This is a genomic window from Devosia sp. MDV22-iso42 (genome assembly GCF_058629155.1).
Genome location: NZ_JBZVWR010000006.1, coordinates 801432 through 815417, shown reverse-complemented (window position 1 = coordinate 815417; position 13986 = coordinate 801432). Strand labels below are relative to the sequence as shown.

The 13986-nt window shown below is 62.8% G+C and carries 12 protein-coding genes and 1 riboswitch; of the genes, 2 read left to right on the top strand and 10 right to left on the bottom strand.

The window, feature by feature from the left end; genetic code table 11:
• Positions 1-6 precede the first annotated feature (6 nt).
• The 6 genes from iolD to AC4NN3_RS05575 form a co-directional block, all read right to left on the bottom strand.
• Positions 7-1854 (bottom strand): 3D-(3,5/4)-trihydroxycyclohexane-1,2-dione acylhydrolase (decyclizing), encoded by a 1848-nt coding sequence (iolD, locus tag AC4NN3_RS05600; RefSeq protein ID WP_491926100.1) that lies wholly within the window; start codon positions 1852-1854, stop codon positions 7-9.
• A 74-nt stretch (positions 1855-1928) separates the two neighbouring features.
• Positions 1929-3866, bottom strand: coding sequence for a bifunctional 5-dehydro-2-deoxygluconokinase/5-dehydro-2-deoxyphosphogluconate aldolase (locus AC4NN3_RS05595; protein ID WP_491926099.1), 1938 nt, complete (start codon positions 3864-3866; stop codon positions 1929-1931).
• A 166-nt stretch (positions 3867-4032) separates the two neighbouring features.
• Positions 4033-4875: a MurR/RpiR family transcriptional regulator gene (locus AC4NN3_RS05590; RefSeq protein WP_491926098.1), complete on the bottom strand. Its 843-nt coding sequence runs from the start codon at positions 4873-4875 to the stop codon at positions 4033-4035.
• A gap of 119 nt (positions 4876-4994) precedes the next feature.
• Positions 4995-5972, bottom strand: coding sequence for a DMT family transporter (locus AC4NN3_RS05585; RefSeq protein WP_491926097.1), 978 nt, complete (start codon positions 5970-5972; stop codon positions 4995-4997).
• Between the two features lie 101 nt (positions 5973-6073).
• Positions 6074-6223: riboswitch (FMN riboswitch) on the bottom strand.
• Positions 6224-6722: 499 nt separating this feature from the next.
• Positions 6723-7637, bottom strand: coding sequence for an AraC family transcriptional regulator (locus AC4NN3_RS05580; protein WP_491926096.1), 915 nt, complete (start codon positions 7635-7637; stop codon positions 6723-6725).
• 150 nt (positions 7638-7787) lie between these two features.
• A complete protein-coding gene (locus AC4NN3_RS05575) occupies positions 7788-8531 on the bottom strand; it encodes an SDR family oxidoreductase (RefSeq protein WP_491926095.1) in 744 nt (247 codons plus the stop codon).
• Between AC4NN3_RS05575 and AC4NN3_RS05570 the strand changes: the two genes are divergently transcribed.
• Positions 8530-8799: a hypothetical protein gene (locus tag AC4NN3_RS05570; RefSeq protein ID WP_491926094.1), complete on the top strand. Its 270-nt coding sequence runs from the start codon at positions 8530-8532 to the stop codon at positions 8797-8799. The two genes, AC4NN3_RS05575 and AC4NN3_RS05570, sit on opposite strands and share 2 nt — an antisense overlap.
• A 166-nt stretch (positions 8800-8965) precedes the next feature.
• Here AC4NN3_RS05570 and AC4NN3_RS05565 read toward each other — a convergent pair whose 3' ends face one another.
• Positions 8966-9331, bottom strand: a complete 366-nt coding sequence (locus AC4NN3_RS05565; protein ID WP_491926093.1) for a winged helix-turn-helix transcriptional regulator — start codon at positions 9329-9331, stop codon at positions 8966-8968.
• 162 nt (positions 9332-9493) lie between these two features.
• Between AC4NN3_RS05565 and AC4NN3_RS05560 the strand changes: the two genes are divergently transcribed.
• The gene (locus AC4NN3_RS05560; protein ID WP_491926092.1) at positions 9494-9817 is read left to right on the top strand and encodes a putative quinol monooxygenase; all 324 of its coding nucleotides are present in this window, start codon (positions 9494-9496) and stop codon (positions 9815-9817) included.
• A gap of 158 nt (positions 9818-9975) precedes the next feature.
• Here the strand turns inward: AC4NN3_RS05560 and AC4NN3_RS05555 are convergent, their stop codons facing one another.
• The 3 genes from AC4NN3_RS05555 to AC4NN3_RS05545 all read right to left on the bottom strand — a co-directional run bounded on the left by AC4NN3_RS05555 (position 9976) and on the right by AC4NN3_RS05545 (position 13927).
• Positions 9976-11979 (bottom strand): aldo/keto reductase, encoded by a 2004-nt coding sequence (locus AC4NN3_RS05555; RefSeq protein WP_491926091.1) that lies wholly within the window; start codon positions 11977-11979, stop codon positions 9976-9978.
• A gap of 74 nt (positions 11980-12053) precedes the next feature.
• Positions 12054-13142, bottom strand: a complete 1089-nt coding sequence (locus AC4NN3_RS05550; protein ID WP_491926090.1) for an ABC transporter ATP-binding protein — start codon at positions 13140-13142, stop codon at positions 12054-12056.
• Positions 13143-13153: 11 nt separating this feature from the next.
• On the bottom strand, positions 13154-13927 hold the full coding sequence (locus tag AC4NN3_RS05545) for a carbohydrate ABC transporter permease (protein WP_491926468.1): 774 nt from the start codon (positions 13925-13927) through the stop codon (positions 13154-13156).
• Positions 13928-13986 lie beyond the last annotated feature (59 nt).

Below are 13986 nucleotides of genomic sequence, written 5' to 3'. Positions count from 1 at the left end.
GATAAATTACCCCGCCCGCTGCGCCTTGAGCGCCGCCACATAAGCTTCGCGCGCTGCCTGCACCTGCGGCCGGTCGCTGACCTCGGGCACCGCGACATCCCACCAGTGGCCGCCAGCATCGGTGGAAATCAGCGGGTCGGTGTCGATGACGATGACCGTGGTGCGGTCGCTGCCTTCGGTTTCCTGCAGGGCGGTCTCGAGCTCGGCCAGCGAGGCCACCTTGCGCGACACCGCGCCCATGGCGGCGGCATGGGCGGCAAAATCGATCCCAGGCAGAGTGACATGGCTGGTATCCTTCAACAGATTGTTGAAGTTGGCGCCGCCGGTGGCCATCTGCAGTCGGTTGATGCAACCATAGCCGGCATTGTCGAGCAGCACGATGGTGAGCTTGGCGCCCAGCATGATCGCGCTGACCATCTCGGAATTGGCCATCATGTAGCTGCCATCGCCTACCATCACGACGACATCGGCATCGGGCCGCGCCAGCTTGACGCCCAGCCCGCCCGCAATCTCGTAGCCCATGGTCGAAAAGCCATATTCCATATGGTAGCTGCCCGGACCCTGGGCCTTCCATAGCTTGTGCAGCTCGCCGGGCAGGCCGCCGGCAGCACAAACAACGATGGCATTTTCCCGCGCCCGCTGCACCGCGCCGATCACCTGGGCGTCCGAGGGCAGTTCGGCATTGCTCGAGGCGGTCGCCGCGTCGGCGGCGGTCAGCCAGTCGTCCTTGCCGGACTTGGCCCGGTCGGTCCAATCGGGGTCCGCCTGCCAGCCGGTCAGCGCCGCATTGAGCGCCTCGAGGCCCGTCCGCGCATCGGCCACCAGGGGCAGGGCGCTATGCTTGTGCGCGTCGAAGGGCTGCACGTTGAGTCCGACGATCTTGAGATTGTCGTTCTTGAACAGTGCCCAGGAGCCGGTGGTGAAATCCTGCAGCCGCGTGCCGATCGCCAGCACTACATCGGCCTCTTCGGCCAGGGCATTGGCTGCCGCCGTACCGGTAACCCCGACCGAACCCATATTGAGGTCATGGTCATGCGTCAGGCTGGATTTGCCGGCCTGGGTCTCCATCACCGGCACGCCATAGCGTTCGGCAAAGCTGCGCAGCGCCGCCGTCGCCTCCGAATAGAGCACGCCGCCACCGGCAATGATCACCGGCTTCTTGGCGCGAATCAGCGCCGCCGCAGCATGGGCGAATTCGTCGCCATCGGGCATGGGCCGGCGCACGCGCCAGATCGCCTCGGCAAAAAAGCTCTCGGGATAGTCATAGGCCTCGGCCTGCACATCCTGGCAGAGGCTGAGCGTCACCGGGCCGCATTCGGCGGGGTCGGTCAGCACCGCCATGGCGCGGCGCAGGGCGGGGATAATCTGCTCGGGCCGCGTGATGCGGTCGAAATAGCGGCTGACCGGCTTGAAACAGTCATTGGCGGTGGCGCTGCCATCGCCCCAGTCCTCCACCTGCTGCAGCACCGGGTCGGGCAGGCGGTTGGCGAAGACATCGCCGGGCAGCAGCAGCACGGGCAGGCGGTTGACATGGGCCAGGGCGGCGGCCGTGACCATGTTGAGCGCGCCCGGCCCGATCGAGCTGGTACAGGCCATGAAGCGGCGGCGGAAGCTGGCCTTGGCAAAGGCAATAGCGGCATGGGCCATGCCCTGCTCGTTCTGCGCCCGATAGGTGGGCAGCGTGTCCTTGACCCCGTGCAGGGCCTCGCCGATGCCGGCGACATTGCCGTGCCCGAAAATCGCGAAAACGCCACCAAAGATCGGCACGATCTCGCCGTCGATCTCGGTCTTCTGCATGGTCAGAAAGCGCGCCACGGCCTGGGCCATTGTCAGTCGGATCGTGTTCTGGCTCATCGGGCCTTTTCCTTGTCGTTGGCGCAGCAGCGCCTGCATCTCAATCTAGCATAGCGCGGCGATGCGGGAATTGCTTACGCTGCCTTGCTGTCGCCCAGCCGCTGCCACACCGTCACCAAGGCGCCAAAGCGGCCTGCCATATCGGCCACGGCGTTTTCATCGCTGATCCTGCCCGCCAGCCAGGCCTTTGCCGCCCCGGCGAAGATGGTGCGACCTACGGCAAATCCCCTGACCTGCTGCGAAGTCTGGGCCAGCGCAAAGCCGGTTTCCAGCGCTTCCTGCGTCGCGTCGAGGCCCAGCAGCACAATGCCGCGGCAATGCGGATCGTGCGTATCGATCACTGCATCGATGGCTGCCCAGGCTGCGGCACTCGCCTGAGGCTCGAGCTTCCACCAGTCGGGTTTGATGCCTGCAGCGTAAATCTCGGTCATGGCGCGGGGAATGCTATCGTCGCCCACCGGGCCATGCTTGCTGGCGATGATCTCCACCAGCAGGTCGCGGCCGATCTTGCGGGCAGCGTCATAGGCAGTGCGGAGCTTGTCAATCTGCTGCGCCTTGAGCTCATTGGCATCGTCGGGATGGTAGAAGCACAGCACCTTGATGCAGTGGTCGACCGGCCAGTCCACCAGCCGCGAGCCGAGGTCCTGGCTGAATTCAAACTGCAGCGGCCGGCTGCCGGGCAGCTCGATCGGCCTGCCGATCCAGAAATCGGGCAGGGCGGCGGAGGCGAACAGCGCGTCCCGACCATATTTGTCGTCGAGCAGCATGCCAAAGCCGGGCCGCCCATTGGCCACCTGCACGGCGGCCTTGACCGCCAGCGCCTTGAATGCGGGGATGCGCGCCAGCTTCTGCGGATCGCCCGCTGCCATATCCTCGATCTGGCTGCGGTGATCGATGGCGAGCGCCATCAGGCTCGGAATGGCACGCCGGCGATTGGTCGCCCAATGCAGGTGGTTGAGTTCAGCATCCTTGCGCAGCGCGCGCTCGGAACTGCCCTTGGCCAGAAAGTGGCTCAGCTCGGCCCAGCTCGGATATTCCGGCGAGCACATCAGCCGCGATACGGCAAAGGCGCCGCAGGCATTGGCCCAGGTGGCGCTCGTGGCATGTGGTTCGCCCGTCAGCCAGCCGCGCAGCCAGCCGCTCATAAAGGCATCGCCGGCGCCCAGCACATTATAGACCTCGATGGGAAAGCCCTTGCCGACAATGCCCGCTTCGAGGTCGTCGGGAATGGCGCCGTCATAGACAATGCAGCCCATGGGCCCGCGCTTCAGGACGATCGTGCCGGAGGACAGCGTGCGGATCGTCCTGAGCGCGGTGAGCAGGTCGGCCGCGCCCGAGGCGATAAGGATCTCCTCTTCGGTGCCGACGATCAGGTCGCAGTCGGGCAGCACCGACTGGTATTTCTGCGAGACCATGTCGGAGGCGACATAGCGCTCGAAACCGGCATCGTGGCCGGCCAGGCCCCATAGGTTGGGGCGGTAGTCGATGTCGAAGGCGACGCGGGCGCCACTGGCCTTGGCCAGAGCGATGGCCTTTTTCTGTGCGGCTTCGCTGTTTGGCCGAGAAAAGTGCGTGCCGGTGACCACAATGGCGCGCGCCGAGGCGATGAGGTACGGGTCGATATCGGCTTCCGACAGGGCCATGTCGGCGCACTCGGTGCGATAAAAGATCATCGGCGATACGCCTTCGGCTTCAACCGAGAGCAGCACCAGCGCCGTCAGGCGCTCGGGATCGGTGGCGATGCCGGCGGTCGCAACGCCTTCGCGGGCCAGCTGCTCGACGATGAAGCGGCCCATCTGCTCATTGCCGACCCGGGTGATCAGCGCTGACTTGAGCCCCAGCCGCGCCGTGCCAACCGCGATATTGGCGGGGCAACCGCCGACCGATTTGGCAAAGCTGCCGATATCTTCGAGCCGCGTGCCGATCTGCTGGCCATAGAGGTCGACCGAGGCCCGGCCAATGGTGATGACGTCGAGGCTCTTTGCGCCGGTACCGGCTTGCGCAGTGCTCACTCTTGTTCTCCCATTCCATCCGCGGCCTGCCGGTTTGAGCCGGACGGCTGTTGCCTGCGATGAAACATGGGTTCCGGCTTCGCGTCAATATGGAATGCCCATTCCATCAATGGAATTTGCTGCCGCAGCCAGTCATCATGCGTTCAGACTTGTGACCAAATGGCGGCTAGCCGCGTCGCCTATGCTCGGCAATGGAGACGGTCAGCGCCATGGCAAAGGCCATGCTGGCCGAGAGCGAGCGGAAGCCGGCATGGTCGGCCTCGACCACCTCGAACCATTCGCGCGAGCATTCCGCCAGCGGGGAAAACGCCGAATCGGTGAGCGATACCACCGGCACGCCGCGTGCGGCCAGCGAGCGCGCCTGGGCCGCGCTCTCGGACGCATAGGGCGCAAAACTGATGGCAAAGGCCGCGTCGTGCGGTGTCGCCATGGCGAGGATATCATCGTCAATGCCGGCCGAGGTGCCGACCAGATGGCACTTTACCTTCAGCTTGCCAAAGGCATAGGCCATATAGCTGGTGATCGGATAGGAGCGGCGCTTGGCGATGAGATAGATGGTGTCCGCCTTGGCCAGCAGGCTCACCGCCCGTTCCAGCGCATCGGGATCCACCGCCGCCGCGATGGCATCGAGCGATCGGTGGCCGGCGGCAACGAAGCCATTGAAAATAGTGGTGCTTTCGGCCAAAGCCGCGCCGTCCTGTTCCAGCGTCTTGAGGCGCTCTTCATAGGACGACGTGCGGCCGCGCAGCCGGGCGCGGAACAGCAACTGCAGCCCGGAAAAGCCGTCAAAGCCGAAATGCTGGGCAAAGCGTACCAGCGTCGAGGGCTGCACCTGCGCCGAAGTGGCAATGCTGGCCGCTGTGCCAAAGGCGATTTCGTCGGGATGGTCCAGCGCATAGGCGGCCACCTGGGTCAGCCGCTTGGGCAATTCCCCCTTGCGCTCGAGAATGACGGCGCGCAGCGTCTCGAAATCCTCGGGCGGCAGGTCTCTGGTGTCGGTCTGGGTCATGGTGGGCTCTCGTCTTGCGCCCAGCATAGTCCCCAAACCGCGCCCGGGATCAAGTTTTCTCGAATGCCCGTTCCAGCATCAGAACAATCGGGTCGCCGCGGACGGCGACCCGCGGTCGATCAGGCCATGCTGAGTTTCTGCCGGTTCTGCGTTTCGGCCCACAGGATGAAGCTCGACGCGCCCAGGATCAGCAGCGAACCGGGCCAGAACCAGATCGAGGGCATCTGGCTCAGCACGATCCAGCCCAGCAAGCCGCTCAGCGGCACCTTGAGGTCGCCAAAGGGCTGCAGATAGGTGGCGTCGGCCACTTTGTAGGCGAAGCTGAGCAGATATTGCGCGGCCGCCGTGAGGGCCCCGAGCAGCAGCAGCAGCCACAGCGCATTGCCCGAGGGAAGGGCGAATGGGAAGCCGGTGGCCAGGCCCGCCGGCACTGCACCCGGCGCCAGAAAGGCAAAGGCGTTGACGGCCAGCAGGATCAGCAGGTGGTTGGGCGTTACCAGCACCAGCAGCGAGATGGTCAGCGTCTCCGGCGATTCCTCGCGGGCAAGATATTTGGTCAGCACGTCGGTCGTGGCCCAGAGGGCGGCGGCCACGACAGGGATAAGGGTCACTAGGCTCAGTCCCTCGCTGCCGACCCCCGAGATGATGATGGCGCCGACAAAGCCCACCAGTCCGGCCAGAATGCGGGCCGTGGAGGCGCGCTCGCCCAGGAACAGCGTCGAGCCGAGGATTATGAACAGCGGACCGGTGGCCAGCAGGGTCACCATCTGCCAGATCGGCACACCCGAGGCGAAGCCATAGACGAAGACATGCACGCCCAGCGCCGAGACGAAGGCACGGATTTCGTGCACCAATGGATGGCGTGTGCGCAGCTTGCTGATGCCGATGCGCAGGATCAGTGGCAGCGCCAGTACCGAGGCAATCAGATATTGCCAGAAGGCCATGCCGGTCGAGCTCATGCCATAGCCGCCATATTCCACCGGGGTGGGCAGCGACGACTGCAGCAGGTTGGTGCCGGCGAAAGCCAAGCTGGCCACCACCATGAACAGGGCGCCGGTCGTGGCGCCATTGTGGGGAGTCGAGGAAACGTGGTTCATCAAAAGTCCTTTCCGTAACCAGTTTCCTCAGGGTTACGGGAAGTCTCGCCGGTGCCTCGCCCGGCTCCAAAGGGAGGCGGACGCAGGCGTGCCAGCGTTGGTCCCGTTCTCTTTCATCCGGACTATACCGTCGGCTCCGGAGTTACACCGGATCTGCTGACCCCAGGGACATCAAGTCCGAAGGCGCTCGCGGGCTTGGCGTTGCCGCCTTTACCGCCGGTGGGGAATCGCACCCCGCCCTGAGAACATTGCGGGGCTCTATCGTCCCGCGACGATGGATATAGGCCAGGGCAGCGCCCGCTGCAAGCAGACACAGGCATGTGACCGCGCCTCTCGACGTAAAGATGAGCCAAGGCGCCGGACGACCAATGGCCTCCGGTTATAGGTCTAGGGACGAACCCCGAAGCGGCAATCGCCCCTGAGTGAGTTAAATAGTGAGACGGTGGCCGCCTCGGGGTGCTGGTTTTTGGAACTGTCCGGTCCTAGGGGTCGCTCGCCCTGTCGCAACCGAAGCGTGGAACCTGTGGAAGAGGCGTCCTCCACCCAGCCCACCCCACCACTGTTCGCCTGCAGGCCGCCCATGCGGGGTGATGGGCAGAAGTGTAATCGCGCCGGAGCAGCCGGGGATAAGTTCTTCCGGGCAACAGGCATGAACCGGACTCGCCGGACAAAACAGAACAGACTGGCCGCTTCCTACCCCATGTCGGCCAATGGAGCAGCCATCGCGATTTCCTGAAAGCTGCGGTAGCATCACGGCTGGGGCAGCATCAGACGATGTTTGGCGTTGCCCAACCGGAGCCTCTGAGCATCTTGACTGGGCGGCATACCAAAATACCGACGATACTCGCGACTGAACTGGGATGCACTATCGTAGCCAACCTTGAACCCGGCGCCAGTGACGTCGTTTGGATATGAGGCCAGTAGCAATCGAGCCTCCTGCAGTCGAAGCTGCTTTTGGAACTGGATCGGGCTCATGGCAGTCACGGCCTGGAAGTTGCGGTAGAAGGCCGACACGCTCATCCCCACGAACTCGGCGACGTCTTCCACGCGGAAGGATGCGGCATAGTGCAGGCGGATCCAGCTAACGGCTCGTGAAATGTGACTGAGGTGACTGTCGGCCAGCCCGAGCTGGCGCACCGCGCTACCTTGTTCTCCCGCAATCAGACGCCAGAGGATCTCTCGCTTGACGAGTGGCGCAAGGATAGCGATGTCCCGAGGAGTGTCGAGCAAGCGGACCATACGCAGAACAGCATCCAGCAAAGGGGGTGATGCGTCACTGACCTGCATGCCGGATGGAGTGATGCCATTTTCCTGCCGTACCCCATCTGATGGGGCCTGAAGCAGAAGCTCGGCTATGGCCACGGGTTCAAGCACGAACCCGAAGCCGAGTGCGGGATGGTCTGGACTGGCATCAATGAACCTGCCTGTGACCGGCAGATCCACTGACGCCACCAGGTATTGGCCAGGATGATATTCGTACATGCGGTCGCCCAGGACCAGGTGCTTGGCGCCTTGTGCAACCAGAGCCATCACAGTCCCGGACATGGTGTGTTCGTGGGTGGATACGTCCTGTCGCGCCAGCATGACGCCTGGTATCGCTGTACCCATGTCAGATCGGGCATGACGAGCAATCAGGTCCCCAAGTTCTGCAATCTGCTTTTCCACACGACAACTCCCTTCAGACTTGGCGTGAGGTGGATGAGCACCTCACGCCAACACAGTCCAGCCCACGATAGCATTGTGCAAGCCTGCCGCGAGACCATTCTTGGAAGGTACGCGGTGCAGCAACCCCACCCAGGTACGTCCAAACCGGACCTAGCTCGCCCGCGCGAGTTCCACAGCGTCTGGTCCGGCGGGAAAGCGCAGCTGGCCTGATGTGTCGTGCACGGCCGCCCATACAGCTTCTGCGACGTCACTCTCCTTGGTGGTGAGCGTTGGCCTGGCAAAAGCTGCAAAGATCGGCTGGGCAAAGACCTGGTAAGCGGGAGGGATAAGATCGTCGATGTTGATGGCCGAATTTTGCGAGAAGCGGGTCGTTGGTGCATAACCAGGCTCGACCAGCTTGGCCCGGATATTGAATGCCGACAGTTCATGCGCCAGGGAGCCGGTGAAGCCCTCAATGGCCTGCTTGCTGGCGGTATAGGCTGCGGCAAGCGGCATCGGCGCCAGGGTCACGCTGGAGGTGACATTGACCACCGCGCCCGAGTTCTGTGCGCGAAACATCGGCAGGACGGCCTGCGTCATCGCCATCACGCCAAAAGTGTTTGTTTCGAACACCTTTCGAACATGGCTCATCGGGGTCGCCTCAAATGCCCCGACCACACCGATCCCAGCATTATTGACCAGGACGTCGATAGGCCCGCTCGCCTCCAGAGCGGCGGCAATGCTAGGCTCGTCGGTGACATCCAGAGCGATGACGCGGAGCCGTTCGGAAGCAGGCAGAAGGTCGTGGTTTGGCTTGCGCATCGTGGCGACGACGTTCCACCCTTGAGCAAGGAAGAAGCGGGCCGTTTCGAGTCCATAGCCAGACGAGCTGCCGGTGATCATGATGGTGTTCATGGTGTTTTCCCTTGAAGTGCTGAGCGATACCCTGATCGCCTCGACACCATTTAAGCACCGCCTCATCTACCGACGTTATCATCAAGCTCTCAACCACTTGCACAATCCTCCCAGATATGACCTTCCGGATATAGAACAAACTCGCCAGTCGACCTATGTCTGTTTCCCGGCCACAACTGTGCCAGCCCCACTAGATGCGCCTTCAACGAATGCAGCTGAAAGCCGCCAGTCCGCAACCCACCCCATTTTTGCTGTTGCTGGATCTTGAGGTGGAACGACCGCTATTGGGGAATAGCCGACGCGGTCCAACGCCTGAAATGGGGCGCCTATCTGCCTTGGTGGAGTCGACTCCGTTTCGGTCGTTCCGAACTGACCGCCGGTCCTCTAAAGCGGCCCTCTGTCGGCATTTTCTCGACTTTGGAACCGCACTTCCTCTATGACCCATTTCGGGCGGCCACCAAGTCACGCGCGGTCACAACCTTCTCAACAACCGACATTTGCTCCGTACCCCAAACGCATAGGGGCGCAAGAGCCTCAGCAAGGCTCTTCCCCAAGGGGGTAAGCGCATACTCGACTTTCGGGGGGATGCCTTTGAAGTCGTGTCTGGCAACCAAGCCATCGGCGACCATCTCTTTGAGGTGCTGGATCAGCATCTTGTCGGTGACCTTGCCGACAGCCCGCCTCAATTCGCCGTAGCGGTGCGTGCCATGGGCCAGGTGGTAGATGATCAGCGGTTTCCACTTGCCGCCCGAGATAGCCAGAACGGCATCCAGTCCGCAGGAAAAGGGGGGCCTCGGCATGCTTCAATGCTCCTCAAAGGTACTTACCAAAAGGTGCATACTGGTGGAATAAAAAGCAATGGCCTATTTCCCCCATAGCAGTCCCCCCCGGGATTGAATGTCAGGGCTGAAGGCTCGGTAGCGAGACGCCGGCCAGCCTTGAGCGCGCTTATGGAGAAAACGATGAGCAGTTCGACCGATACCTATTTGAGCATAGTGGGCACCTACAGGGTTGATCCTGCGGATGCGGCGGCCTTCGCCAGCATTGCAGCGGGTTCAGTTCCCGACACGGCAAGCAAGCCAGGATGCCTCTACTATATCGCCTCCCAGGACGTGAACGAGCCGGGCGTGTTTCACTTGGCAGAAGGGTGGGCCGACAAGGCAGCACTCGATGCGCATACCAGCAGCCCGGATTTTCATGCTATGCTGGAAAAGGCGATGCAGCTGCGCATCCTGAATCGAGAAATCTACATCTCCGAGTCGACTGGCCGCACGGCTCTTTCCTAAGCGAAATCCATGGCTATGGGCGGATGGCGCGGCAGACTGACTGATCGGGCGGTCGATCACCATGGGGCGATCTGGAGCTGCCTTAGCCTGCGAGCGGCGCACCGCGCCATAACCGCTAAAGCCAGAAGAAAGGGCCCCGCAGGGCCCTTTCGTCGTTTCTAGCCGTGGTCGAGCCAGGCCACCTGGTTGGGCGTCAGCTTGATCTCGAAGGCTTTTAGGCTGTCGTCGAGCTCGCCCAGCGTGCGCGGCCCGATCAGCGGGACGGATGGGAAGGGCTGGGCCAGGACGAAGGCCAGGGCGACATGGATCGGATTGTGGCCAATTTTTTGGGCCAGCTCGATGGCGCGGTCGCGGCGGGCGAAGTTCTTGTCATTGTACCAGCAGCGCACCAGTTCCTCATTGTCGGTCTTGTCGCGACCGGCGCGGTCGGTAAAGAAGCCACGGCCCTGGCTGGACCAGGAGAAATTGGTGGTCTGGGTATCGGTCAACCACTTCTTCCATTCGTCCGAAGCCGAGGTGACGCAGCCATCCCAGATCGGCACCAGCATTTCGCTGAGCGCGAAATTGTTGCTCAACGCCATGGGCTTGGTCTTGCCGGTGCGCTCGGCATATTCCACGGCGGCGTCGAAACGCTCCATGGTCCAGTTGGACCCGCCGAACGGCCCGCGAATGCGGCCGGCTTTGACCTCGGCATGCATGGCATCGACGAATTCGCCGACCGGGACCTCGGGATTGTCGCGGTGCATGAAGTAGACGTCGACATAGTCGGTCTGCAGCCGGTCAAGCGACTGCGTCAGCTGCTTGGCGATGACGTCGGGATAGACCAGCGGGCTATGCGCCCCCTTGCCGATCAGCACGGCACCCTCGCGGGTGCCGCGATTGGTGTGCCATTCGCCGAACAGCTTCTCGGTATAGCCATTGCCGTAGACGAAGGCCGTGTCGAAGATATTGCCGCCCTTTTCCCAGAAGGCGTCGAGCAGGATGGCGCCCGAGGCAAAGCTGCGGAAATCCTCAAAGCCCAGGGCCACGGCCGAGGCCTGCTTGGAGAGGCCGGGAATCGAGCGCTTAGGAATGACGCCGCTATTGGCGCCGAGGGGGCGGTTGTCCAGGGTCTTGGTGCGGTTGGCTGCTTTTTCGACCGAGAATTCGATCCCGGCATCGCGACGCCACTGGTCGAGCACCCGGGCATTGCCCAGGCTGTCATCCCAGCTCATGCCCGGCGCCGCCAGTTCCTGCCGCTTGGCAAAGATCGCCTCGGCTGCGGCATCGGCCTCGAAGGAATAGACGTGGCGTTGCTCGCCCACGCTGATCGTCTCGGTCTTGCCACTCTTGATGACGTCGATGCGGCCTTCGCCCTTGGTGCGGTCGCCGCCGGCAAACCAGAAATCGGGCACTTCGATGCGGCCTTCCGAACCATGGATGCGCAGCACATTGTCGAGATTGACCATCACCGCGCAGGAGACCTGGGCGACAATGCCATTCTCGAAGGTCAGCACTGCGGCGGCCCAGTCATCGGTGCCTTCGGCATTGAGTTTGGCCGTGCCGGAGACCTTGACCGGATCGGCAAAGGGCTTGCCCATGGCGGCGCCGGCAATCAGCCGGGCCATCGAGACGGGATAGCCGCCGACATCGAGAATGCCGCCACCGGCCAGCGCGGAGGCGAACAGGCGATGCTCGGGCTGGAACTTGCCCATCGAGAAGCCAAAGCTGGACTGGATCATCCGCACCTCGCCGATCGCGCCGGACTGGACCAGATCGATCAGCTTGGCGGTCTGCGGATGCAGGCGATACATGAAGGCTTCGCCGGCAAAGGTGCCGGCCTTTTTATGCGCATGCAGCACGGCGCTGATTTCAAACGAGGACAGCGCAAAGGGCTTTTCCACCAGCACATGCTTGCCGGCCTCGGCGGCCTTGATCGCCCATTCGGCATGGCCGGTATGGGGCACGGCAATATAGACGGCGTCGATTTCGGGGTCGGCCAGGAGGGCTTCATAGCCCTTGACGACGCGGACGCCCGGGAAGTCGGTGGCCAGGTTCGGCTTGTCCGGATTGCGGGTGGCAACGGCCGCGATCACGCCATGCCTGGAATCGGCGACGCCGCCAAAAAACGCCTTGGCGATGCTGCCGGGTCCGATAATGCCCCAGCGAATTTTCTCAGCCATGAAAATGGTCCTTTTTCGTCAAAACAGAGGTCCGGCCAACCGGCCGGTTTGATGGAAGTCGTAGGTGGCCAGCGCTACTGGATGCGCTGCCCCTGGGCGTTGAACAGATAGGCCCGTTCCGGGTCGATCGAGACGGTGATGCTCTCTCGATCGAGCTCGTTGCGCGATTCCTCGCGCTCGACGATGATCTGCTCGCCGGTCTTGGTATTGGCGTAGATATAGCTGGTGGAGCCGAGATGCTCGGCCACGTCGATATCCAGATGGATATCGGCACCACCGGCGCCCGCGGCCCCGAAATGCTCGGCCCGCAGGCCCAGCGTGACGACGTCGCCGACGGCGGGCGCCGTGCCGGTGACGGGCAGGGTGACCTGGGCCTTGCCCTGATGGGTCAGCGCGACGGTGATCGTGCCCCCGCCCGAAGCGGTGACGCTGCCGGCCATGAAGTTCATCCGCGGCGAGCCGATAAAGCCCGCCACGAAGAGATTGGCCGGATTGTCATAGAGGTCGAGCGGCCGGCCGACCTGTTCGATGCGGCCATCACGCAGCACCACTATGGTGTCGGCCAGGGTCATGGCCTCGACCTGATCATGCGTCACATAGACGATGGTGGTCTGCAATTCCTTGTGCAGCCGGGCGATCTCGATGCGCATATGCACGCGCAGCTCGGCATCCAGATTGCTCAGCGGCTCGTCGAACAGGAAGACCTGCGGATTGCGCACGATGGCCCGGCCAATGGCGACGCGTTGCCGCTGACCGCCCGAGAGCTCCTTGGGCACGCGGTCGAGCAGCGGCTCCAGCGCCAGGACGCGCGCCGCTTCCTGCACCTGGATGGCGATCTGCTCCTTAGCGACACCGGCAAAACGCAGGGCAAAGCCCATATTCTCGCGTACCGTCATATGCGGATAGAGCGCATAGGACTGGAACACCATGGCAATGCCGCGCTTGGACGGATCGACCTCGTTCATGCGCTGCCCGCCGATCTCGAGGTCGCCGGCGGTGATATGTTCAAGCCCGGCAATCATGCGCAGCAGGGTCGACTTGCCGCAACCCGAGGGGCCGACAAAGACGACGAATTCCTTGCTCTTGATTTCGAGGTCCACGCCCTTGATGACCTCGAGATTGCCGTAGGACTTGCGCACGCCCGTGAGTTTCAAGCTGCTCATGTTAATTGCACCTATTTGACCGCGCCCAGCATGCCTTCGACGAAGCGGCGCTGGAGCAGGAAGAAAATGACGAGGGTGGGCAGGGTGGCGAGCACCGTCCCGAACAGCAGCATGCCGTAATCGGGCGTATAGGCCGAGGTGAGGGCGGAGAGGATCAGGGTAATGGTCTTGTTCTCGGCCGTCTGCAGCACGATCAGCGGCCACAGATAGTTGTTCCAGTTGGTCATGAAGATGATGATGGTGGCCGCCGCATAGGTCGAGCGCATCACCGGCATGTAGACGAAGAGGAAAATCTGCCACTCCTTGAGCCCGTCGATCTTGGCCGCGTCGCGCAGCTCGCTGGGGAAGGCCTTGGTCGCCTGGCGGAAGTAGAAGATGATGAAAATCGAGGCCACGGTGGGCAGGATCACCGCCACGAAGGTATTGACCAGCTTGGCCTGGGCGAACATCACGAAGAGCGGCACCATCATCGCCGCAAACGGGATCGACAGCAGCAGCAGCAAGAGGCTGAAGATGCGCTCGCGAATGCGCGAACGGAACATCTCGAAGCCGTAGCCGGCCAGCGAGGAGATCACCAGCGTCAGCGCGGTGGCGACCACGGCAATGAGGCCGGAATTCCAGAACACCCGCAGCGCATCGACCTGGGTGAAGAAGGTGGCGGCATTGGTGAACAAGGCATCGCCGAAACTGGCCTTGCCCTTGATGATGTCGGCCGAGCTGTTGGTGGCGCCCACGATCATCCAGAAGAACGGGAAGACCGAGATGAAGGCGGCCACGCTGAGCATCAGATAGACGAGGCCGCGGCGCACCAGGGCCCAGGCATTGCCCGGCATGAAGGAGCGTG